Source organism: Halorubrum distributum JCM 13561, assembly GCF_000337395.1.
Lineage (GTDB): Archaea > Halobacteriota > Halobacteria > Halobacteriales > Haloferacaceae > Halorubrum > Halorubrum distributum.
The window spans coordinates 70,372-93,163 of record NZ_AOJF01000032.1; the positions used below are offsets into that span (position 1 = coordinate 70,372).

At 53.1% G+C, this 22,792-nt stretch carries 20 protein-coding genes; 13 read left to right on the forward strand and 7 right to left on the reverse strand.

The annotated features are described in order from the left end of the window. Positions 1–8 precede the first annotated feature (8 nt). From neuC to C470_RS15295, 3 genes are read left to right on the forward strand one after another with little or no spacing between them, the layout of a single operon-like run. Positions 9–1,208, forward strand: a complete 1,200-nt coding sequence (gene neuC / locus C470_RS15285; protein WP_008366258.1) for a UDP-N-acetylglucosamine 2-epimerase — start codon at positions 9–11, stop codon at positions 1,206–1,208. Next, positions 1,201–1,890, forward strand: coding sequence for an acylneuraminate cytidylyltransferase family protein (locus tag C470_RS15290; protein WP_008366260.1), 690 nt, complete (start codon positions 1,201–1,203; stop codon positions 1,888–1,890). The genes neuC and C470_RS15290 overlap by 8 nt, the downstream gene beginning before the upstream one ends. Beyond that, positions 1,887–2,912, forward strand: a complete 1,026-nt coding sequence (locus C470_RS15295) for an N-acetylneuraminate synthase family protein (protein WP_152418648.1) — start codon at positions 1,887–1,889, stop codon at positions 2,910–2,912. The genes C470_RS15290 and C470_RS15295 overlap by 4 nt, the downstream gene beginning before the upstream one ends. 34 nt (positions 2,913–2,946) lie before the next feature. Here C470_RS15295 and C470_RS15300 read toward each other — a convergent pair whose 3' ends face one another. From C470_RS15300 to C470_RS15665, 3 genes are all read right to left on the reverse strand, one after another. Beyond that, entirely contained in the window at positions 2,947–3,873 is a 927-nt protein-coding gene (locus tag C470_RS15300; protein ID WP_160162941.1) for a polysaccharide deacetylase family protein, read from the reverse strand. A gap of 8 nt (positions 3,874–3,881) precedes the next feature. Continuing rightward, a complete protein-coding gene (locus tag C470_RS07135; RefSeq protein ID WP_008366267.1) occupies positions 3,882–4,700 on the reverse strand; it encodes a formyl transferase in 819 nt (272 codons plus the stop codon). 467 nt (positions 4,701–5,167) lie between these two features. Next, positions 5,168–6,283, reverse strand: coding sequence for a hypothetical protein (locus tag C470_RS15665; RefSeq protein ID WP_152418649.1), 1,116 nt, complete (start codon positions 6,281–6,283; stop codon positions 5,168–5,170). 385 nt (positions 6,284–6,668) lie between these two features. On the opposite strand from C470_RS15665, the gene C470_RS07145 reads away from it, so the two are divergent. The 6 genes from C470_RS07145 (at position 6,669) to C470_RS16305 (ending at position 13,169) form a co-directional block, all read left to right on the forward strand. Next, complete coding sequence (locus tag C470_RS07145; RefSeq protein ID WP_049908638.1) at positions 6,669–7,631, forward strand: PLP-dependent cysteine synthase family protein; 963 nt, start codon at positions 6,669–6,671, stop codon at positions 7,629–7,631. A 110-nt stretch (positions 7,632–7,741) separates the two neighbouring features. Beyond that, positions 7,742–8,443 (forward strand): aspartate/glutamate racemase family protein, encoded by a 702-nt coding sequence (locus C470_RS15305; protein WP_082226659.1) that lies wholly within the window; start codon positions 7,742–7,744, stop codon positions 8,441–8,443. Between the two features lie 86 nt (positions 8,444–8,529). Next, positions 8,530–10,332 (forward strand): hypothetical protein, encoded by a 1,803-nt coding sequence (locus tag C470_RS15670; protein ID WP_152418650.1) that lies wholly within the window; start codon positions 8,530–8,532, stop codon positions 10,330–10,332. 258 nt (positions 10,333–10,590) lie between these two features. After that, positions 10,591–11,997: a hypothetical protein gene (locus C470_RS07150; RefSeq protein WP_239638573.1), complete on the forward strand. Its 1,407-nt coding sequence runs from the start codon at positions 10,591–10,593 to the stop codon at positions 11,995–11,997. An 88-nt stretch (positions 11,998–12,085) separates the two neighbouring features. Next, on the forward strand, positions 12,086–12,211 hold the full coding sequence (locus C470_RS16380) for a hypothetical protein (RefSeq protein ID WP_275039645.1): 126 nt from the start codon (positions 12,086–12,088) through the stop codon (positions 12,209–12,211). Between the two features lie 640 nt (positions 12,212–12,851). After that, entirely contained in the window at positions 12,852–13,169 is a 318-nt protein-coding gene (locus C470_RS16305; protein ID WP_239638574.1) for a hypothetical protein, read from the forward strand. A gap of 11 nt (positions 13,170–13,180) precedes the next feature. Here the strand turns inward: C470_RS16305 and C470_RS15310 are convergent, their stop codons facing one another. Next, positions 13,181–14,134 carry a glycosyltransferase family 2 protein gene (locus C470_RS15310; RefSeq protein WP_008366279.1) on the reverse strand — a complete coding sequence of 318 codons (954 nt, stop codon included), beginning with the start codon at positions 14,132–14,134 and terminating at the stop codon, positions 13,181–13,183. A gap of 156 nt (positions 14,135–14,290) precedes the next feature. Then, the gene (locus C470_RS15315) at positions 14,291–15,382 is read right to left on the reverse strand and encodes a glycosyltransferase family 4 protein (RefSeq protein WP_152418651.1); all 1,092 of its coding nucleotides are present in this window, start codon (positions 15,380–15,382) and stop codon (positions 14,291–14,293) included. A 100-nt stretch (positions 15,383–15,482) separates the two neighbouring features. Here C470_RS15315 and asnB point away from each other — a divergent pair, with 100 nt between their 5' ends. Together asnB and C470_RS07165 are read left to right on the forward strand one after the other, a co-directional pair. Next, positions 15,483–17,378 carry an asparagine synthase (glutamine-hydrolyzing) gene (asnB, locus tag C470_RS07160; RefSeq protein ID WP_008366282.1) on the forward strand — a complete coding sequence of 632 codons (1,896 nt, stop codon included), beginning with the start codon at positions 15,483–15,485 and terminating at the stop codon, positions 17,376–17,378. A 38-nt stretch (positions 17,379–17,416) separates the two neighbouring features. After that, positions 17,417–18,673, forward strand: coding sequence for a hypothetical protein (locus tag C470_RS07165; RefSeq protein ID WP_049908639.1), 1,257 nt, complete (start codon positions 17,417–17,419; stop codon positions 18,671–18,673). 167 nt (positions 18,674–18,840) lie between these two features. Here C470_RS07165 and C470_RS07170 read toward each other — a convergent pair whose 3' ends face one another. Further along, complete coding sequence (locus tag C470_RS07170) at positions 18,841–19,953, reverse strand: glycosyltransferase family 4 protein (RefSeq protein WP_008366284.1); 1,113 nt, start codon at positions 19,951–19,953, stop codon at positions 18,841–18,843. Positions 19,954–20,076: 123 nt separating this feature from the next. Between C470_RS07170 and aglF the strand changes: the two genes are divergently transcribed. Further along, on the forward strand, positions 20,077–20,841 hold the full coding sequence (gene aglF, locus C470_RS07175) for a UTP--glucose-1-phosphate uridylyltransferase AglF (RefSeq protein WP_049908641.1): 765 nt from the start codon (positions 20,077–20,079) through the stop codon (positions 20,839–20,841). Positions 20,842–20,938: 97 nt separating this feature from the next. Here the strand turns inward: aglF and C470_RS07180 are convergent, their stop codons facing one another. Then, positions 20,939–21,271, reverse strand: coding sequence for a VanZ family protein (locus tag C470_RS07180; protein WP_239638575.1), 333 nt, complete (start codon positions 21,269–21,271; stop codon positions 20,939–20,941). 224 nt (positions 21,272–21,495) lie between these two features. On the opposite strand from C470_RS07180, the gene C470_RS07185 reads away from it, so the two are divergent. Further along, a complete protein-coding gene (locus C470_RS07185; RefSeq protein WP_008366289.1) occupies positions 21,496–22,602 on the forward strand; it encodes a DUF4330 domain-containing protein in 1,107 nt (368 codons plus the stop codon). Positions 22,603–22,792 lie beyond the last annotated feature (190 nt).

Genomic DNA, 22,792 nt, shown 5'->3' on the forward strand with positions numbered 1-22,792 from the left:
TCAAAATAATGAAGAAAACAGTTGCTTCGATTGTGACTACGAGGTCACAGTACGCACGCGTCAAGTCAGTATACCAAGCCCTTAACGAGGATTCTCGAATAAAATTCGACCTGATCGTCTCCGGTGGTGGATTAGTACATCGATTCGGAGACCTTACAGAGATCATTGAAGCAGAGGGAATCTCAATTGAAAAGGAGATACACACGCTGTTAGAAGGCGGTGAACCTGTTACGCAAGCAAAAACGACGGGTATGGGTCTGATCGAGTATTCGACTGCGCTCGACGAACTTGATCCCGACATCTTGCTTACGAGCGGTGATCGGTACGAAACCATAGCAACCACGATCGCAGCATCCTATCTCAACATACCCGTTATTCACATGGAAGGTGGCGAAATAACGGGATCAATTGACGACAAGGTTCGTCACGCTACGACGAAGATGTCTGATTATCACTTTGTCTCAACGGACAGAAGTATGGAAATTGTGAAGCGGTTGGGAGAGTCCAGCGATAGAGTGTATCAAACTGGCTGTCCGTCCACAGACATCTGTGAGACGATAATCCAAGAAGACCGGACACACTACGATCCACAACCAGAATACGGTGGCGTAGGCGATACAGTCGATGTAACTCAGGATTTCATCTTAATCCAGTATCATCCACTCCCAACGGAATACGAATCTAACTACGAGAAAATACAACAACTAATTGACGCCTACAAACAGCTCGATATCCCGGCGTTCTGGTTCTGGCCGAACATGGACGCAGGGACTGATCAAGTTTCGAAGGCAATCCGTGAATACAGAGAGACCAGTGATCCTGACGACGTTCATTTCTTCATTAATTTAGATCCACACGATTATCTCACCTTAGTCCGGAATTCGGAATGTGTCGTGGGAAATTCAAGCGTCGGAATTAGAGAGTGTTCCTACTTTGGCGTCCCCAGCGTAAACATCGGGGATAGACAACAATCTCGCGAAAGGGGCCCAAACGTTCTAGATGTTCAGTGTGAAGCGGACGAGATCCGTGAGGGTATCCAGGAGCAGTTGGCTCACGGGAGCTACGAACAGTCCGAGTTATACGGAGACGGAGATGTATCTGAGCGAATCACCGATCTGATTGCTGAAATAGAGCCGGAACTCAAGGAGCCAATGACACCTGAACTATTAGGGATCGGGGCAAAGGCCGATCAGAAGATCAATGACTGATGAGAAAGTCCTCGGATTGATTCCCGCACGAAGTGGGTCAAAAGGGGTCCCAGACAAGAATATACGGGATGTTGATGGTAAGCCCTTGATCGCTCACTCCATTGCGGCCGGTCAGAACGCCTCTTCAATTGATACCGTCGTCGTTTCGACTGACGACGACGCGATCGCGACAGTAGCAGAGCGGTACGGTGCTCGAGTTCCGTTTATACGTCCGGATCACCTCGCTACTGACGAGGCACCGACTGCGCCAGTTATCAAACACGCCGTAGAATATCTCCGGAAACAGGGAGAGGAGTACGATACATTCGTTCTGCTTCAGCCCACATCCCCACTTCGGACGGAGGAACACATAGATGAGGCCCATTCCCAGTATGACCGCTCAGATGTCGATTCACTCATCTCGGCATACCCAACGTATGATACCCGATGGCAGCAAACGCCCGAAGGCGCTGAGAAACTGAACTACGTGGATGCTGACAAACGGAGACAGGATCGCGACCCGGAGTACGTGATTAACGGGGCGGTCTACGTTACAGACGTTGCCGAGTTTATGGAAACAGAGAATATAATCACCGGTAAAACTGGGATATACGAGATGAGCGAACGAGAGTCCGTTGATATTGACACACCGTTTGACCTATGGTTGGCGGAACAAATTCTATCGAGGTGGGAAGACCAATGATTGAGATTGACGGTCGAAAGATCGGCCAGAACGAACGTCCATACATCATCGCCGAAGTAGGGATCAATGCGCGAAACGACGTAACGCTCGCAAAGCGATTTATCGAGGTCGCCGCAAATTCCGGAGCGGACGCAGTAAAGTTCCAGACCCATCTCGCCGACGCGGAGATGGTCGAATCCGAGATGCGATCCGTCGGCGCAGGTGAGGTGTACGATACTGTCGCCGATTGTGAATGGTCAATTGAAGAGCACCGTGAGCTCCAATCGCACGCAGAAACACACAATATTACGTTCTTATCGACCCCGTTCTCTACTGAGGCGGTAGATTTACTCAACGAAATCGATGTGCCGGCGATAAAGATCGGTTCTGGCGAACTAACTAATCGACACCTCATAGAACGCGCTGCCAGTACAGGGAAGCCATTACTGATATCAACTGGTATGAATTCGCTTGATGAGATTGAAGCAGCTTGTGACTACATTGATGACGTGGTAGACGAGTACGTACTCTTTTATTGCGTCTCTGAGTACCCAACTACCGCTGAGGACTTTGATTTCGAGACAATCTCAATATTGGAAGAGAGATTCAACGTTCCGGTTGGGTTCTCAGATCACTCAACAGGAGTTGAAGCTGCGAAGGTAGCGATCGGAAATAGTGCCGCCCTGATTGAAAAGCACTTCACGATCGACCGACGATTGCCAGGACCCGATCAAGAGGTTTCAATTGAGCCAGAGGAATTAGAAAATATTTGTAGTTTTTCAGATCTATATCATAGAACATCCTCAAGAAGGGAAGGACTACACACAGAAGAATCAGAGATTAAGAAGTGGGCACAACATAGTGTAGTTACAAGCAGGCCAATTGAAAGCGGTGAGCAACTGACCAAAGACAACACAACCACAAAACGTCCAAGTAACGGTATTTCCGCAGACCAGTATTTTGAACTATTGGGAACGGAAGTGAATAGATCGATATCAGAGAATACGTGTCTAACGGAAAGCGATCTAAACGGCAGCACTTGATCTGGAACACGATTTTAGGTTGCTCACTCGGTAGCTAATTAACAACGCCCGATGCGCCGCCGTGCCGAAACTCGTTACAATCGTACCGAGGGAGTGCCTGCGGTTGTGTTCGGAAATCGACCGGCTGGATGTCTCTCGACTCGACATTAAAGCTGAACAGACAGTCGACATCGTCTAGAACAGCACGGGTATAATCTGTGAATGTATGGAAACCACCATAGGGATAACAGAATGTTCGCACATCTAACTGGTCAACTGTGGTTGATAGGTAGTCAAATGACGACACGATCTCGTCTCGTTGGTCTGACTGGGAAAGTTTCGAGAACACTTGGTGCGAGATAGAGTGCGATCCAATAATCATTCCGGCGTCTTGCATTTCCCGAAGTTCTGCGGGTCGAAGATAGAACGTCTCAGGGTCAAGGTCCGCGGCAGGGAACTGCTCGCAGAGCGTGTTCAAGACATCTTCACGGTGCCCGTAGGAAATGAAGTAGTTAAGGATACGTTTGACCGTTGTGACGCTCTCAGTATTATTCTGATTCTGGTAGGTTTCGGTGTGGAACTCCTCACGGCGCGCGTCCGGTACCATTTCATCATCTACCACGTCCAGCAACGGCTCAAGCACCGCGTCACCACCGTACTTTCCGACGAGTGCGTGGACACGGTGTACATTCAGCGCCATCCCTTTGGTGTAAGGACCAGTCGGAATGTAGAAGATTCCCCAGAGCCCTCGGCGCTGTAGTTCGGGAAATACCCACTCGTAGTGATCACGCAGTCCGTCGTCGAACGTGAGAATAACTCCGTCCGGTGGGTCAGCGTTGCCACGGACTGCTGCTAGGAACGCATCACGATCTGCGAAACCAAACTCGTCTTCGAAATAGTCGAGTTGCGCCCGGAAATCCTCGATATCAAGGTGATAGTACCAAGGTGCGTCAGAGGCGTTTGACCGGACGTAGTGGTACATTACCGCCTTCATCGCGACTCCAAGATAGGGTTTTTCACGAGCGGTACGTCCGCAGTCCGTTCGTCTTGGTCCGCAAGGTAGTCGTCGACGAGTCCATCGTCAAAGTTCTCGTACAACTGTTGTGTGGCTTCTGTGGAATAGTCGGACATCGTGTAGTAGTGTTCGTTGTCGGGTGTTTCCGGTTGCTCTATGTCACTCAAGTCACCAAACTTTGTGATAATCTCCCGATATGGCCCGACCATGTCCGCGATAAGACGGTTTCCGATTTGATGAGGTGTATCGCCGGGCTTGACACGTGCTCGGATCTGGTGAATAATATCTCCGGTGTCGACGCCTGCGTCAAGATACATGAACGTTGCGCCGACGTACTCGGGTTCACCATTGACGAGCGGCCAGAAGTTCGTTCCTGTCCCTCGGTAGTATGGCGAGAGACCAAGATGGACGTTCAAAAACCGGCCCTCGTATTCGGAGAGAAGGGGGTCTTCGATAATGGAGCAACCGTAGGCAACAAGTAAATCTGGGTTGAGGTCAACGATCTCCTCGTAGTATTGCTCGTCGTTTATGTCGCCGTTCGGAATCTCCTTATGATTTGAATTATCGGGAGTATAATCGACAAAGTGGCGAAAGAAGTCGTCTTCAGATTCCGCACGGGATTCGAGATGTCGGAGTTTGACCTCGTCGCCTTCCTCGCGAACACGGTCGATCGTCGACCCATTCGTGCTCTCGCAGTAAGTCTGTAGGATGTTGATATCGTCGTGAAGCGCGATTGCTTTCCGGACGAATTGATGGCGGAGTTGAGAATTTGTGAGAATGACTACGTCGACCATACTGCTTCGCGGTTAGGGAAGAGATTAGGTATTTCGGATCATCAACGGATTACCACGGCGTTCTAAGTTGGATGACTCATTTTAAACACTATCGAGCACGTCGTAGACCCGCTTATCCGGTGGTCCTTCGTACCTAATCAGGCCGTACTCGCGTAGTTTCGTCATGAGCGCTTTCCGATCGGGGTCTGCCGATATCCAGTGTACAATTGCTCAGCCGCAATCTTGTACCGATCGTGGAGTTCGGAAACCGCGATCTCACCAGCGACTCGAATCAGTTGGCTGCTGAATCTCTGCCTCCCCCCTGGGGTCGGTAGATTTGTCCGGATTAACGATGGCGGATTTAACTTTATCAGTCGTGAAGCGCGTGAAAGACGATTCACAGACATCACACCGATCCGAATCTCCAGTTTCTGCTGAGGTAACGCAGTCCCCGCTGTTGCGTCTAACAAAACTATAGAGCCAATGATTTATAGGTAGCCCAAATCGGAGAGTCGTCCTCTTACGCCATCGTCGTCAATCGATTTATGCTCACGATTGACCGGATCGAAGGTGTTATCCTCAATTCCAATCTCCGATTTATCAACTTCGAACCAAGGTACCTCGCGTAAAATCGGATGGACGATCTGGGGATGATCGTATATTCCGAATTCACCGAGGAACTCTCCGTGATCCGATGTAATTACAACTGGACAATCGACATGTCGGGCAAGTCGACGAATCTCATTAAGCGCAATTTCGAGATTGTCGGTGTAGCCTCGCCAAATATCTTCATCAGTAACAATGTCTTCACGAAGTAAAGCCTGATATCCCCGTCCACCAGAATTTGAGATTTCTAGATCATATTTCAGTTCGTCGCTCCATGTTACATCATATTCAAGGGCTTCTTCCAGAGATATCTCGGAGTTCGCTTCTAGAAAGCTCCTCCGCTCTTCAGGCGAATAGTCCCTACCAAACTCCTGCTCCTGATGATCTAGAACGTAATGTGAGAATCCTTCTTCACCGATGAATGGAAGATGGGGTTGGAGGTAGTGTGCAACGAGTCGTGTAGGCCGGTCACGAGCTGCCTCCTGTAACACGATGTCAGTCATATCCGATGGATACACCGATTCCACCTCGTCGTCCCACGCAAAACTGTATGCGTCAATAAACCGTTCAACATGATCTGCCGCACAGAACGTGGTGTAGCCGAAATCGGAATTTCTGGGCTTGTACTCGAAATCTCCAATTATTGGGTTTGAGCTGATATAAGTCAAGTCGTACTCGGATGTCCACATCTCTGGACCCCATTGTGGTGTCAGGCTACCAGGACTCCATACCGACTCCAAATCACCCATCAGATAGTTTCCAATCACGGACTCGAACACGTCAAACCGGCATGCGTCAAGGACAACCAGAACAAACTCATCGTTTGAGTCTATAAACTCGTAGATCCGCTCACGCTGATCGGCGGCAGATGACTTTGCTCTGTATGCTCGTCCGTACAGCGATAGGAGACCAGGGATCGACTGATTTCTAATGAAGGGAATAACTCTGTGTGGGTTGTGTATTCCCTTTTTTATCAATTGAAATGCTTTCTTCATCATTTTAACACGCGGTCCATCCTCATAAATAACTCTTCCGCTCTTTGGTGAAAAATTACAGACATAAATAGCAACAGACGATATTCAGCAGCAACGATAGTGTGAGCGGTCTATACGGTTGGTTTGATAATCATCGAACCATTGCTATATATTCTCAGTCTATCCGATATCCAGTCGACATAATCAACATATTCTGCCGATTCAATATATTCGAATAGGCTTAAGTAAAAATGCCGTAGATTGGATCGAAGTCCCTAACTTATAGGCGAAAACAGCGAAGACCTTCACGAGATTCATCGTGATTCTTCTCAGACTCCAACTTATCTGAACACTACACAGACATCAGACGGTATTATTTTATTGGTGTGATTTTTATCATCCTGTATCCATGGAATCACTCCCATCTGTGTACTGTCCCTACTCTGTCGATGACCCTCTACTTCAATTGATCGGCAACACGCCAATAGTTCCATTCAGCGGAGCAGAACATGGAAACGTCTCATGTAAACTTGAGAGTCGAAATCCAACAGGCTCAATGAAAGACAGGGTTGCCTTGGGGATCCTATTAGAAGAAAGCCAGAACGGAGAGCACGAGACCGTTGTCGAAGCCAGTTCGGGGAATACTGCGGGATCGGTTGCCTTCGTTGCTAACCGGCTCAATCTAGACTGCCATGTGACTCTTCCAGCGTCGACCAGTACGCACAAAAAAGGATATGTCCGAGCCTTCGATGCCGAAATACACGAGTGTCCAGATGTTTCTGAGGATCACCCCGAGTATTACCATAATGTCGCAGATCGCCTCTCAGAAAAGTTAGACGCGTATTTTATGAATCAGTACTACAACTCTGCGAATCCTGAAGTTCACTATGAGTGGACGGGACCGGAGATCTGGTCCCAAGTCGGTGATGATCTGACACACTTAGTGTGTCCGATGGGTACCGGTGGAACCCTCAGCGGCACGGCTCGGTTCCTAAAAGAGTCCGTCGAGGATTGTGGGCGTGACATCACTATTGTAGGCGTCGACGCAACCAATTCAAACATCTCGACCGCATTTTACGGGTCAGAACCCGTAGAGTACGAAACAACGGTTGAGGGACTCGGCAAAGGCCATGAACTCCCGACGATGTGGTTCGAATACATCGACGAGATCCAGAGCGTCGAAGATGAACAAGCCTTCGAGACGGCCCGACAGGCAGCACGGGAACACGGTTTGTTGATTGGGCCAAGCGCAGGAGCGGCATTGTCGGTCGCAACCACGATAGGAAATACAAACCCCGACGCCGAGGTTCTGAGTGTCGTCTGCGATGGCGGTGAACAGTACTTTGATAGCTTGTTTGTAGATGGAGTGTAGTTTTAAATGAGATATAATATGGAATTTAATGCGCGTGGAGATGATAATAAACAGGAAGTTGGAATTATTCAACCAGACCGTTTAGGTTCAACTGCGTACCAATTGAGAGTATGACTATGATCGGCCGAGAGATAGAGGATCCGGTACTTGGGATTCTCGGTGGGATGGGACCGGAAGCTACGATCAACTTCCAGCGAGAATTGCTTGCTGAGACGCCCGCGGAAATTGACCAGGACCACATCGTCACATTAGTTTCAAACGATCCGAAGATCCCGGATAGAAACGCAGCGATTCTTGACGGGAGTGAAAGTCCACTACCGCGACTACAAAAAAACGCTAAAACGCTAAAAGAGGCCGGCGCAGATGTTATCGCAATGCCCTGTAATACGGCTCATTACTACTATGGTGATCTCAAAGACAGTATTGAGGCTGAATTCATCAATATGATTCAGACAGCATCGAATACACTTGAACAAAATGGAGTTGAACGAGCCGGTCTGCTAGCGACGAAAACAGTACTTGATGTTGGAATCTACGACTCATACTTCGCTAACTCGCCAGTAGATCTTGTAGCGCCCGAAAATAAAACCCGGCTGATGGAGGCGATATACGCGGTCAAGCGAGGTGACCATAGAGAAGCCACCCAAACACTAATTCCGGTGATCGAATACCTCGAACGCCGCGGTTGTGAGGCGCTTCTCATTGGATGTTCTGATCTCTCCGTACTGTCGATTGAATCGGAACTAACCGAGTACGATCCGATTACATTGCTTGCGAGAGAATCTGTTGAACGGGTTACTGAACGAGGATAATGCAGCCGGTGAGAACTCGATAGGGACGATGTTGGGGTGCTATTGCGATCGAAAACATTTCCTAACCAATTGAAGTACGTTATAATATGTCGCGGTTCCACCTGAGTTCCGACGAGTCTGTACATGAGGCTGCGCGCGAATTATGCTCAGCAGCCGAACTCACTAAAGCAGGTGAGGTCACCAACAAAGGGATCAATATCTCGACATATGAAAAACGAACAATCGAGAATACGAACCTTACTGTCTTTGAAAACGGGGGATTTGTCGCCGTCACTGGCACTCTAATTATCAATGGTAAAATGGGTGGTGAGGCACTCGAATCGGTTTATGATACGTTTACTAATGGTGGAGCTGCCGCTGTTCGAGATCAGGCCTTCGGCCACTACGCAGTTATCGTCGGTAAAGGCGACCAGGTAACGGTTTTTGGGGATCCGAACGGCGTATACGAGATCTATTACACCACACAAAATGACTGGGTCGTTTCGAATTCACTTCATCTCTGTTCGTCGACTCTCTCGGAACCAACTGTTAGAAAACACGAATTGCTTGTTAAAGCACTCGAGGTTTCAGAAGTAACTGATTCCACAATCTTCACGGATGTGAAGCGGCTAGAGGGCTCGGAGCTGCTATCGATCGACACGAGCGAAGATGAGATCTCAGTAGAGCCGATGTCGAGACCACAGGCTGGCTGGGAGTACCAAGACGAATCTATTGAGACTGTCGTTGAGGATTACAGTGAGCGTGTTATGTCTGTGTTCGCAGACATCACAGCGGCCACATCAGATATCGGAATCCAAGCCACTGGTGGTCTTGATTCCCGGTCGGTACTTGCTGGGATATTACAGCAGGAAACCAATCCCGCGATCCTGTATGCTGTTGGGAATTCGCCTCTGACGAACACCAAAGATAACGACCTTGACGTAGCACGTAAATACGCGCAAGAATTTAACCTTGATTTCAGACAGCTGGATTGGGGTGGATCACTCCCGACAGATCGATCAAAGTGGACCGCACTATTTCGGAAATATGGGTATCGATACAATACTTACGGTGCGACAGAAAATTTCTACGACAGTTTGGCGTCTTCGGCCGTACCCGAGCTTCTAATGAGTGGCTACGCGTTTGGTACCGTTTCCAACCATTATTATTGGGAACTGACCTCGTCAATGCCGATTACATTGAGAGAGATCGTTGAAAATCACTTCACATATGTCCAGAAATTCTCTGATGATCAATTCGGTCGGAAAGACAAATATATAGAACAACTCTATACAGACTGTCAGACAGCCCTCAATCGTCATGGTTTACAAGTTAACCCGGGCGAGGAACTTCCTTTAGAAACATTCGTTACCGTGATCCAGTTATTGAACGGGCGACCCCAGTCTGCCTATGTAAATATTGCTAATGAATTTTCGTTCCATTTGGCACCCTACGCAACGTTTGAATTGAGTCGACCAATGCTTGATTTCCCACCAAAACACCGCCGTGGAGAACGCATCCGGGTCAAATTGCTTGAAGAGTTATACCCCAACGTGCTCAATATTCCGATGTTCTCGGGGACTGCTCAAGCAAAGATTACAGAGGACAGCGAACTCGTATTCCCAAAATCGCCATCGGACCGGTTGGTTGATTTCGTTAGCCGAAACCTTCCACAACCTCTATTGTCACAGATCCGTCCAATATATCAACATCTGAACTCCGGACCAGTTGGAACTGAGACATATAACGAACTCAAGCGATCGTATCAATCCCGGATACAGGATAGCGAACTCACCGCAGAGGACTTTGATCTGGAATCATATACAGGTGATATCAGATTGCCAGCTAGACTCGTACACTATGTCCATGGGATCGAAGAAGTCGGGTACGGATCAGTCGTTGATCGATAATCTACACACAGATATTGTTAAGATATACTATACCTATAGGAATAAATAATAAGCATAAGTTATTTCGACGATGGTATCAAATCAAACACTACATAGATCAACAATACGAACGACGATGACTAGTAGACGATCGTACCGAGGTGACCGTCTCTTCAAACCCGATTAGTGCGGTTTATCGATCAACGATCGCTTATTTGAGCACCACTCCGCTGATAATAGTTATTGATTTACCTCTAGGTGAGGACAACGCGTTTGTTGATGGAAGTAAATGCTACTGAATACGAGTCTCTTGAAAATGAGTTAGACTTATTCTCAATTCGGGTCGATCAGATCCCAATCTGGGAACGAATACGCTCTAGCGTCTTCCGAGAGATCGCCCGCGAAAAAGGGCGCGGACAGGCTCACACACATAGTGGAGATGGAGCAAAAGACTACCTCCATGGCTTCTCACTATGGCTGAAAAATATCGCTGACAAAAACCCGTATTTCGCCGGCGAACACGACTTCATCTTCTTCGGCCACCAACGCAGAAAGCTCGAAGAAGACGGCTATTGGTGGGATCTTTACTGCGATCCGATCCATGAGCAGGGTGAACTTGACTACGTCCACATGGAAGCACCACATCTCTTGTCACATCGGAGCCCCGCGAAGACGAAGAACCTCAAATATCTTGAGCTCATACAGTACGGAGGAACCCTCCAACGGAAACTCGGTCTGCGCTCGCCGTCACTCCCCGACGATGTCGTCTCGCGACTCCAAGAAGCTGAAGTAGAGATCCGACGACGCTTCGACGTCGACATCGATGTCGTCTCGGAAGCTCAAAATGCGCTCCATATCCGGAACACGACACTCCCGCTATACGAACGACTGTTAGACAGAGTTGATCCCAAAGTCGTTGTCCTCGTCGTCTCGTACGGGAAGGAAGCGCTCATTGAGGCGTGTAAGCGGAAGGAAGTCCCCGTCGTTGAACTCCAACACGGCGTGATACACGATCATCACTTTGGGTACTCCTACCCAGAAGGCGAGACCAAGACTACGTTTCCTGACTACCTCTTGACGTTCGGCGAGTTCTGGAACGAAAATGCCCGGTTCCCGATCCCTGATGACCGCGTAATCCCCGCCGGCTACCCGTACCTCGAACAGCGGCTCGACGCGTACGACGATGTCGAACCCGCCGAACAGCTCTTGTTCATCTCACAGGGAACGATCGGCCGCGAACTCTCGCAGTTCGCCTTAGAGGTTCACGAAGACGACCGGATCAACCACGAGGTTGTCTACAAGCTCCACCCGGGCGAGTACGACCGATGGGAAGACGAGTATCCCTGGCTTGCTGCGTCGGATATTCGGGTAATCGACGAACCCGAACCACCTCTCTACCAACTCTTCGCGGAGTCGAGCGCGCAGATTGGAGTTGGATCAACCGCAGTCTACGAAGGGCTTTGTTTCGATCTCAATACGTTCGTGTTCGAGGCAGATGGTGCGGAGATGCTCAGACCACTCGTTGAGAACGGGGCAGCGTCGATGGTCGAGAGCGTCGACGAGTTGGCTGGAGGGTTGGGTTCAAGCACTGCCAGCCAATTCGATCGTGAGTGGTTCTTCGAGTCAGACTCGGTGGCGAATATTCTCGAGGAGTTGGAGCGAATTCGTGACTCCCATTACGAGTAACAAGGACCCGTAGGCTACGAAACACAGCATGGTACGATGAAAGATAGAACCAGCAACAGTAATGTGGTCCCAACCCGTTCGGACAGGTATGACAGAAGAAGCCGAAGAGGAAAGTAACCATCTCGATGATGTGAAGGACGGCGCAGGATGTACCGAGATATGGGAGTCACTCAGTGCCAAACGAAAGGAAAACGAATCTACTGAGGACCAGTAGCAGGCATTTATGAGTCTTGGATTTTGCTCAGGTACCACGTCTAAACAAGGCTCGAAAACCCATATTTCGCTGAGAAACACGACTTCTGCTTTGGCCGCCAAGGACGAAGGATCGAGGAGGATAGGTACTGGTGTGACCTGTACCACAATTCGATCTACAAGTGGGGCAATCTCAACGATCCCGAAGTCGTCGTCCTCGTCGTCTCGTACGGGAAGGAAGCGCTCATCGAGGCGTGTAAGCGGAAGGAAATAGTCGTCGTTGAACTCCAACACGGCCTTATATACGATCAGCACTTTGGGTTCTCCTACCCAGAAAGCGAGACCAAGACAACATTCCCGGACTACCCCCTGACGTTCGGTGAGTTCTGGAACGAGAACGCTCGGTTCCCGATCCCTGATGACCGCGTGATCCCCGTCGGCTACCGTACCTCGAACAGCGACTTGACAAGTACAACGACGTCGAACCCTCAAAGCAGCTCCTGTTCATCTCACAGGGAACGATCGGGCGCGAGCTCTCACAGTTCGCTCTGGAGGTTCACGAAGACGACCGGATCGATCACGAGGTCGTCTACAAGCTCCACCCGGGCGAGTACGACCGCTGGAAAGACGAGTATCCCTGGCTCGCCGACTCAGACGTGCGCGTGATCGACGAGTCCGAGCCGCCTCTCTACCAGCTCTTCGCGGAGTCGAGCGCACAGATTGGGGTCGGATCGACCGCCGTCTACGAGGGACTCTGTTTCGATCTGGAGACGTTCGTGTTCGAGGCGGACGGTGCGGACGTACTCCAGCCGCTCGTGGAGGACGGGGCAGCGTCAAGGATTGAGAGCGTTGACGAGTTGGCCGGGCAGTTGGGATCGGGTTCCGCGGGTCGGTTCGATCGTGAGTGGTTCTTCAAGTCGGATTCGGTGGCGAATATTCTCAAGGAGTTAGAGCGGATCTGTGACACGCACAGTAAGTGATCTGAAGATCTTTATTTGAGTTCAAGAATTATAACATTAGTAGGAAAAATATTCAAATCAAATCTCTGATACAAGTAAACTAATTTAGATTTCATATTGTTAATTGTTTTGAAGCCTGAGTATCCAAATAATGATGAGAAGAATTGGAAATAGTATCTAAATTTGATTGGATCGCTTTTTATAGCCGCTGCAAATTCGGTCTTTGCTTTATTCATGCTATTTTTTTCAACATACTGAAATCCGCGGGAATAGTGTAAATAGCCTGTGTTAGATTTCTCAATTGTTTTTTTGTGTTTCGAAATCAATTGTTCCAAGGCAGATAATCTACGATCCGGATCTGAAGAGATTTGTTCATCATGTATATGATATTTTACTAGAAAATCAGAGATTGGATGTAGTTCATAATACTGTAGAAATCGTATTAGAAAGTCCATGTCTTGGTAGGCTTCTAGCTCTTCGTCTAGTAATTCAATATTATCAAATATATCTGAAGAGAAAGTAAAAGATGAAAACCCATTTGCTGAATATCTTCTAATTATTTGCTTGGGAGAGTCCAGCACCTTCTTAGCAACAGAAGAGCTATGGAAAGTTCCGTTGAGATATTCTTTCTGGGATGTATATACCCCTTTTGCCGATCTGGGGGCTTGTTCAAGATACGAAATGGCTTTTTCCAAATGATCTGCCGCAAATTCGTCGTCAGAATCCAAGAAAGAAATATATTTGCCGTTTGACTTCCGAATCCCTTCATTTCGTGCTGCGTTTGCGCCTTTATTTGAGCCAAGTTCGATAAATTGGATCCGTGAGTCAGAGTACTGGCTAATCATTTCTTTGGTTCCATCTGTTGATCCGTCGTCAACGATTATAAGTTCAAAATTTGAATAGGACTGATTGAGAACACTCTCGATAGCGCGTGAAAGGATATGGGACCGGTTGTACGTAGGAATAACTACCGAAACTAGCTCCATACTGGCTACAGCGAAAGCAAATAAAATATGTTTTCGGTTTTGAAACTCGTATACACCCTATCATTTTCAACAGATATTACATACATATTCTCCATCAAATTCGCTTAGTACTAGAGGCCACATATATATGATAACCCCATTCAGTTTATTCGTCATCTAACACCGTTCCATAATCGCCCTTTCAAACTTCTCGACGAGAACCTCTTGGGTAAACGACTCAGAGACAGTTTCTCTTCCACGACCTCCGAGTTGTTGACGGAGATCTGGGTTAGTTTTGAGCCTCTCAATTCCGGATACGAACCCATCAACATCAGTAGGGTCATACAGGAATCCGGACTTACCTTGTTCAACGTTTCTCCCGATACCACCTACATCGCTACCGACTATTGGGAGTCCAGCAGCCATTGCCTCCAAAACAGTAATACAGAGGCCCTCCCACAGTGACGGTTGAAAATAAATATCGAGATCTGCGAGGAATGACGGCACATCCTCCGCGAGTCCGTAAAGCGTGACGTTCTGTAAATCTCGTTCCGTTATTTTTTCCTGAATCGCATCGTATAGTTCCCCGTCGCCTACAATTTCGAATCGGATGTTCTCATCCTGAAGTCGTTCTACAACATCCAGTACCATTGGATAGTTCTTTGCTTCCGAGAATCTCCCGACGGTACCTACTGTGACTTCCTCAGTCTCCCTGTGTTCGACCGTTATGTAGTCGTCCAAATCGATTCCGGCTATCGGCACCGTATGAACGAGATCCGGATCGAGTCCGAGGTCAGATGTCAACATCTCCGAAACCGGCTTCGAATCAGCGAGGACGACATCGCTAAACTGGGACGTGAATTTGAAGCTCGATCGCCGAAAGTCGCTTTCGAAGAGGTTCGCGTGATGCCATGTGGCGATCGTCGCGTTTGGCTGTAGTAGCCGGCACAACCGAGCGAGCATACTAGAGTGATAGAGGGACCCAACGATCACGTCCGCCGTGCGAACTGTTGGGTACAGTTCTCGCATGGTTAAGATCCCGATACCGGATTTGAGTCGCAGATCGACGACTCGCACCCAGGAAGGAATCTGGTTCGTGAGGTCCGGGCTGTGACCGTCCAAAGCGAACACAGTCACGTCGTACTTGTCGGGATCCAAACCGTTCAGTAGTCGGCACATACCGACCTCAGCACCACCGGTGTACAGAGAATTAATGAAGTAAACGAGTTCCGTCCGAGAACCGGGGGGTGAGAGGTGGCCGTCAGTCACGTCGCGATAATTCTGCCTCCCAAGCAATAAAGAATCGTTTCGGCATCGTGTCGGAAAACGAGTATCCTCTTATATACTCCGCTCATTGACCCGATAAGTAATGTGCGGCATCTCCGGCGTTTACGCCGTCGACGACCCACCCTCAAAGACGGAACTCGAAGCGATGAACGCATGCCAGCGTCATCGAGGCCCGGACAGCGAGGACTACTTTCTCGACGGTTCGCTCGGGTTCGCACACAGTAGACTCAGTATCGTCGGACTCGACACGGGGGACCAGCCGATCGAAAACGAGGACGGATCGGTCGTCGTCATCTTCAACGGGGAGATATACGGCTACCCCGAACTCCGAGACGAACTGGAATCTGCCGGCCACACGTTCACTACAGATACGGACACAGAGGTCCTCGTACATCTCTACGAAGAACACGGATCGTCGTTCGTCTCGCGACTCGACGGGATGTTTGCGTTCGCGCTGTGGGACAGAGACAGAGAGAAGTTGATCCTCGCCCGCGATCCGCTCGGGATCAAGCCGCTCTTGCTCGCCGATGACGGGGGACGGATCGGGTTCGCATCGGAACTCCCGTCACTTCTCCGGTCAGACGTCGATCAGGGAGAACTCGACGATACGGCGATCGCGGAGTACTTTTCGCTTGGGTTCGTTCCGTCCCCCAAGACCGCGTTCGAGAACATTCGGAAGGTCCGACCCGGAGAAGTAGTGACTGTCTCTGATAAGGAGACGAAGCGTACCCGTTTCTACGAGCCGTCTATCGACGCGGTCTCCGATTCCTTCGACGACGCGAGTTCGACGCTTCGAGACCTCGTGACTAACGCGGTCGAGAAGCGGCTGATGAGTGACGTGCCGCTCGGGACGTTCCTGAGCGGCGGTGTCGATTCCTCAATCATTACTGGGGTCATGTCCCAACTCTCCGAGGAGCCGGTTCAGACCTTCACGGTCGGCTTCGAGGACGACCGCTACGACGAGTCCGACATCGCTCGGAGCGTCGCCGAGTACCACGACACGGATCACACCGAATACGTGGTGTCCGCTGATGACGTTCGCGAGGTGATTCCCTCGGTCCTCGGTCAGTTGGGGGAACCCTTCGCGGACCCGTCGTTGATCCCGACGTACGTCGTCGCGCGTGAGACGAGTCAGGACGTCAAGGTCGCACTCTCCGGTGACGGCGCAGACGAACTGTTTGCGGGGTACAACCGCTACCGTGGAGAACACTACTCCAAGCTGTACCGAACGCTGCCGAACTCGATCCGATCGATGCTGATCGAGCCGATAGTAGACCGGCTTCCGGCATCGAGAGAGACACGTCTCGGAGAGGTGTTTCGAAAGGGGCAGGCGTTCGTCGACGCCGGATCGGACGACATTCACCAGCGACACTTCCAGTGGGTCCGTAAAAGCTCGGATGAGACCGATGCCGCGTACGTGAACTGCGATCCGACGGCTGCCGGAACGTCCGTCATAACACGGGAACACGAGGAAGTCGAGGAATGGCTCCCGAAAGAGAGACGAGAAGACCTCGATCGGATTATGGCGGTCGACACGTATCACGGACTGTCGAATCAGATGCTGCGAAAGGTCGATCTGGCGAGCATGTACAACTCGTTAGAGGTTCGTGTGCCGTTTCTCGACACGGCTGTCGTCGAGTACGCCCTCGGCCTGCCGACCGAGTTCAAGATCACCGCCCGAAACCGAAAGCGGATCCTGAAGCACGCCTTCGAGGACGTCCTCCCCCACGAGGTGATCTCCAGATCGAAACAGGGATTCGAGATGCCGATCGGTAATTGGTTTAAGAACGACTTAGCCGATGACTTCCGGTCGGTCGTGTCGGAGTCGACCGCAACGCAGATCGACGCCGAGGCCGTTCTCAATCTCCACGAGCGACATACGAGCGGCCGGCACGATCACGAGTGGTTCTTGTGGAACGCCTACGTCTTCGCCCACTGGCACCGCCGAATGGTCTCGGAGGGATACGTCGCCGACTGAGCGAGTCCTTTTTATTAGTTCAGTTATCAAACCTGGGTATGGTCGTTTCGGCGGTTCTCGTCGCTCTCTTTCTGCTACTGCTCGTCACTAAGTGGTACGGGAACCGCTTGTTCCAGCTTGCTGCCCTCCCAGCGTTTTTCGGCCATCTATTTGTCTCGATCGTCGTACTCCCTCGGCTTCCCTACGGATGGGATATAGCCAAATTCGATAATGTCGCGTCCGCACTCATATCCGGCGAACTCGTGTCTGCCTCTTCCACGGTTACTGCCTACGGAACGTTCCAAGGCCTACTCTACGTCTTCTTCCCATCAGAACCGGTGACCGCAGCGGTGTTCAACGGGCTCTTCGCCGTGCTGGTGTACATCCCGGTCGCCTATCTCTATCGGTCGCTCTACCCGTGGATGTCGGAACACAACTACGGAGTGATGGCGCTGATCCTCTATCTCCCACTACCGTTCCTCTTTTTCAGCCTACCAATGCGAGACGCGCTCTCCGCGTTCAGTTTTCTTTCGTTGCTCGCCCTCGGAGTGTATGCGCTTCGAGAACGAGACGCTGCGGTGGGGCTGACAGTGGTTCCGTTGTGGGCGATGGTTTTCCTGTTACGGCCCGAACTCGGCCTCGTCGGGCTCCTTGGATTTGGTGCCACGGGAAGCGTCGATCTCATCCGAGCCCTTGAACTGGAGCTATCAATTCCATCGCTCGCGGTCGTCTTGGGTGGTCTCGGTGCGCTCGGGTTTGGTCTGTTCGCGGAGGTACTGTATTCCTTCGAGCGTGTGAACGCCGAGCTCGCCTACCGCGCACAGGGTGGCGCAGTTTATCTCGACGGGATGCAGTACAGCTCGTGGTTCGATTTCCTGCTTGCGGCCCCCGGGCGCGCGCTCTACTTCGTATTCACGCCGTTTCCTCTCCACGTCGAGTCGGTATTCCACTTGCTCGCCTTTACCGCAGTCCCGATCGTGATCGTTCTGTTCGTCGGCGCGGTCCGGTCGCTGTACGAGTGTGAGTTCGACGAGACGGTCGCGGTCCTCCTGATCGTCGTGTTCCTCGCCGGCTCCGCCGGCTACGGCGCGATCAACTCCAACTTCGGGACCGGCGTTCGCCACCGAATGACCTTCGAATTCATTCTCGTCATCATCGCCGCGCCCGTGATCGCGCGCTGGGAGCTACTCGTCCGTGAGTGGCTCGGTGTAGTTCCACGTCACCGCGACGAGCACGACGAACAACAGCGCGAAGCTCAGGAATTGGACGGTCACGTGCAGACCCGAGGAGAGTATCCGAACGAGACTGGCGAGTAACCCCAGTCCGAGCAGTCCCACCAGCACGCGCTCGTCGTTCAGCGCCCGAACCACCAGACTCCGTTCGGCCCACTCGACGATCTGTGCCGAGACGCGGTACAGAAGAGAGTTCTTGATGATTTCGACCGGACTCAGCCCCATTACGCGTTGACAGAAGAGGCGGTTACTTATGAGTTCTTCTCGGCGATCGATTCGAGGGCATGCGTCGTGCTCTCGACCGTATCGGCCCATCGGTGGTCGTTTAATTCGGTTTGCTCGGACGCCGTACCGAGATCGCCGATCGCTTCGAGGAGACCGTCCGCGAACGATCTGTCCCCGTCGTCTGCGACGACATGGCCTCGCTCTCCGAGCATCGGCGTAACCTGATCCAGATCGCTCATCACTATCTCCAGCCCGCTCGCCATCGCCTCTAACACCGTCCGCGGCACCCCCTCCGCCCGACTCGGTAACACCAGTACGTCTCCGCTCCGGTACACCTTCGGCATTTCGTCGTAGGGCACGTGCCCGAGGAACGTCACCGACTCCCCGATTCCTAGCTCCGCTACCTGCGTCTCCAAGTCTTCGCGTAGCGCGCCGTCGCCACACAGGCACAGCTCCGCGTCCGGATGCTCCGCGAGCACCTCCGCGAACGCCTCGACCGCGAGCCAAGGTCGCTTCCCCTCCGCGAACCGCCCGACGAACAACACCACCGGGCCGTCGGCGTCGATCAACTCGCTCTCCGGACCCTCCGGCGTAAATCGCTCCGTGTCGATACCGTTCGCAACGACCTCGATGCGCGAGCTCACGCCCAACTCCCGGACCCGCTCTTTGTCCACGTCGGTGTAACAGAACACCACGTCCGCCTGATTGAACGTCCACCGCCCGAGCGTCTTCAGGTACAGCGAGAACAGACGCTCCGGCGCGTTCTGACTGTACAGTCCATGGTTCGTGATCGCCAACGGAATATCGCCGAGTCGCCGCTTCAGCGCTGCGAGGTTCGTTACGAAGTAGCAGTGCGAGTGCGCGTGCATCACGTCGAAGTCGTCGCCGTCCGCGTGCCAGAGGTACCGCGCCACCGCGGGCGAGACGTCGTTCCCGAGCAGCGTCACGCCCGAAGAGACGCGGACGATCGTGTACCCGTGCGTCTCCTCGATCTGTGGCAGCGACTCGTCCTCCCGCGTCGTGAGCACGGTCACGTCGTGGCCCATCGCGGCCTGGTCTCGCGACATCGCGTGAACGTGGTAATCTCCGCCGCCCTTCGTGTCGGGATAGATCCACGGCGCGATACGGAGAATTCGCATACCGGTGCTACCCGACGGGTGGGGACAAACGTACCGGTTCGGCCCGAGGATCCGTCTCAGCACCGTGAATGCTCCACCTCGGAGGCAGAATCCTTATGATTGCCTGAACTGAATCGTCAGATCATGAAAGCAGTTGTACTCGCGGCCGGCGAGGGCACGCGTCTCCGCCCGCTCACCGAAGACAAGCCCAAGGGGATGGTCGAGGTCAATGGGAAACCCCTCATCACTCACTGCTTCGACCAGCTCCTCGACCTCGGCGCCGACGAGCTGATCGTCGTGGTCGGCTACATGAAAGAGAAAATCATCGACCACTACGGCGACGAGTACGCGGGCGTCCCGATCACCTACACCCACCAGCGCGAACAGAAGGGGCTCGCCCACGCCCTCCTCACGGTCGAGGAACACATCGACGACGACTTCATGCTCATCCTCGGGGACAACATCTTCCAGGCGAACCTCAAAGACGTGGTGCGACGCCAGCGCGAGGAGCGCGCGGACGCCGCCTTCCTCGTCGAGGAGGTCCCCTGGGAGGAAGCGTCCCGCTACGGCGTTTGTGACACCAACCAGTACGGGGAGATCACCGACGTCGTCGAAAAGCCGGAGGACCCGCCGAGCAACCTCGTGATGACCGGCTTTTACACCTTCTCGCCCGCGATTTTCCACGCCTGCCACCTCGTCCAACCCTCGAACCGCGACGAATACGAGATCAGCGACGCGGTAGATCTCCTCATCCAGTCCGGGCGGACTATCGACGCCATCGGCCTCGACGGCTGGCGCATCGACGTGGGCTATCCCGAGGACCGTGACGAAGCGGAGCGTCGCCTCGCCGGCGACGCCGAACGTGAGTCTGACGGGAGCAGCGAAGAGCCGGTCGAACCGGACGCGTAGATCCATCCGAACCGTCGGACTGCGACCATATTACTCGACAACCGAGCGCGACTGCCGCCACAGCCGATAGCGTCAAACACACGCCACGTGTTGCCGATCACACCGGCGCTTCAAGCTCGGCTACCCGCCGCACCCGATAGAACCGCACCCACCGCGTTAGTATCCGCCAACACACGGCGGCGATCACAGCCCCGACCGCGTTCACGAGCAGGTCGCCGAAGTCCGCGGTCCGCGCGTCCAGCGTCGACTGGAGCAGTTCGATGCTCCCACCGTAGCCGACCGCGACGAGGAACACGACCGCCAACACGGAGCGGTCACGCCACGGCGAGTCCTGAAGCGCGTACGCGAGCGTCACCGCGAGCCCGGCATACGCCAGCGCGTGAAGCCACGTGCTGTACGGGAGGACGCCGAGCGGCCCGGTCTGGATCACACCGCTACCCGGGGGCGTGAACACGGAGTAATAGAGGATTGTCGCCGCGACTGCGAGGACGCCTGCCAGGCGAAGCGAGCGTGGGACGAGCAGCACACGCAACCGATCCATTATGTCTGCTCTCCCGCACGAACGGCAAAAGCCTGCGGGTGGACTGCCGAACGGGTACGCTTTTTACCCGCGCGACGGTCGTCGCTGATAATGCTGCGCTCGGAGGGACCTCCATGGAGCTGATTGACGACGAAGGCCGGCTGTTCGGCCGCGTCAACGTCATCGACGCGCTCGTCGTGCTGCTTATCGCTGCCGTCGTCGTCGCGGGCGCCGCGTTCGTCTTCGCAGACGATCCGGAACCAGCGCCGACACCGGAGACGGACACGACGTACGCGACGCTTGACGTTGGCACCGTTTCGCCATACATAGTCGACACGATCGAAGAGGGCGACACCTTCAGCCCAGACGGTGCGTCGACGCTCCGCATTACGGACGTTCACCTCACGCCACAGGGCGAGGACACTCGTGTGGTCCTCCGGGTCGCGCTTGAGGGCGAACTCAACGGACAGGAGAGTCTCATCTACGGAGGCGCCCCGCCACGACTCGGCCGGGCACTCGACATCACCACCGACCGCTACCAGATCAGCGGCCAGCTCCGCGCCGTGGGCGAGAGCGACGCACTCACAACCGAACAACAGCGCGTGCTGCTCTCGAGTCAGGTCGACGCGGCCACCGCAGCCGATGTAACGCCCGGAGATGAGATCCGCCTCAGTGACCGTACAGTGGCCCGCATCGACAACGTAACCACCTACGCGACCAGCCAATCGACCCAACGACAGCTCCTCGTTGAGGCGACACTCACCGCCCACCGCCAGCAGGACCGGCTTCGCTTCGGCGGCAATCCGATCAGACGCGGCCAGACGGTGACGCTCCCCACGAGCGAGTACATCCTCGACGGGCAGATCGAGCAGGTCGGTGGCGATGTCGAGCTGGGCGCGACGACGACTCGGACCGTCACCCTCCGGATGGAAGAGGTCCGCGAGGACTTCGCAGACGCCATCGAACCGGGGATGGTCGAGCGCACCGGTGACACGACCGTGGCGCGCGTCACCGGCGTCGAAACGGAGCCGTCGCACATCATCGCCACCGGCGACGACGGCAGCGTCAACGTGGTCGATCACCCGGTAAACCGCGAGGTGACGATCACCGCTGACCTCCAGCTGCGGGAGACCCCGAGCGGGCTCACGTTCAAGGGCGACCAGATCCGCCAGGGATCGACCGTCACGCTCGATCTCGGCACAGTGACCGTGGAGGCGACGGTCGTCTCCGTGGAGCGGTGACCCACCCTATCGGTTCGCCTCAGCCCCAACACACATGAGCGCCCACCCGAAGATCCACTCAGATGAGTGATGAGACGGAGGCGGGCACGCCGCCCGGCAGCGCGGTACGGCGAGCGGCCCGCGAGTCGCGTCTCGGTCGCCTCTGGAGGTGGACCGCAGCAGCCGTGCGCAGCTCCTCCCTGTACCGCTG

What these genes read in the sequence shown, in the direction of transcription:
- asnB (WP_008366282.1), top strand. Translation starts at nt 15,483, where the DNA reads ATGTGCGGCATCTCCGGCGTTTACGCCGTCGACGACCCACCCTCAAAG.
- C470_RS15310 (WP_008366279.1), bottom strand. Translation starts at nt 14,134, where the DNA reads ATGGAGCTAGTTTCGGTAGTTATTCCTACGTACAACCGGTCCCATATC.
- C470_RS16380 (WP_275039645.1), top strand. Translation starts at nt 12,086, where the DNA reads ATGACAGAAGAAGCCGAAGAGGAAAGTAACCATCTCGATGATGTGAAG.
- C470_RS07145 (WP_049908638.1), top strand. Translation starts at nt 6,669, where the DNA reads ATGGAATCACTCCCATCTGTGTACTGTCCCTACTCTGTCGATGACCCT.
- C470_RS07165 (WP_049908639.1), top strand. Translation starts at nt 17,417, where the DNA reads ATGGTCGTTTCGGCGGTTCTCGTCGCTCTCTTTCTGCTACTGCTCGTC.
- C470_RS07135 (WP_008366267.1), bottom strand. Translation starts at nt 4,700, where the DNA reads ATGGTCGACGTAGTCATTCTCACAAATTCTCAACTCCGCCATCAATTC.
- C470_RS15305 (WP_082226659.1), top strand. Translation starts at nt 7,742, where the DNA reads ATGACTATGATCGGCCGAGAGATAGAGGATCCGGTACTTGGGATTCTC.
- neuC (WP_008366258.1), top strand. Translation starts at nt 9, where the DNA reads ATGAAGAAAACAGTTGCTTCGATTGTGACTACGAGGTCACAGTACGCA.
- C470_RS07185 (WP_008366289.1), top strand. Translation starts at nt 21,496, where the DNA reads ATGGAGCTGATTGACGACGAAGGCCGGCTGTTCGGCCGCGTCAACGTC.
- C470_RS15295 (WP_152418648.1), top strand. Translation starts at nt 1,887, where the DNA reads ATGATTGAGATTGACGGTCGAAAGATCGGCCAGAACGAACGTCCATAC.
- C470_RS07150 (WP_239638573.1), top strand. Translation starts at nt 10,591, where the DNA reads ATGGAAGTAAATGCTACTGAATACGAGTCTCTTGAAAATGAGTTAGAC.
- aglF (WP_049908641.1), top strand. Translation starts at nt 20,077, where the DNA reads ATGAAAGCAGTTGTACTCGCGGCCGGCGAGGGCACGCGTCTCCGCCCG.
- C470_RS15290 (WP_008366260.1), top strand. Translation starts at nt 1,201, where the DNA reads ATGACTGATGAGAAAGTCCTCGGATTGATTCCCGCACGAAGTGGGTCA.
- C470_RS07170 (WP_008366284.1), bottom strand. Translation starts at nt 19,953, where the DNA reads ATGCGAATTCTCCGTATCGCGCCGTGGATCTATCCCGACACGAAGGGC.
- C470_RS15300 (WP_160162941.1), bottom strand. Translation starts at nt 3,873, where the DNA reads ATGTACCACTACGTCCGGTCAAACGCCTCTGACGCACCTTGGTACTAT.
- C470_RS15665 (WP_152418649.1), bottom strand. Translation starts at nt 6,283, where the DNA reads ATGATGAAGAAAGCATTTCAATTGATAAAAAAGGGAATACACAACCCA.
- C470_RS15670 (WP_152418650.1), top strand. Translation starts at nt 8,530, where the DNA reads ATGTCGCGGTTCCACCTGAGTTCCGACGAGTCTGTACATGAGGCTGCG.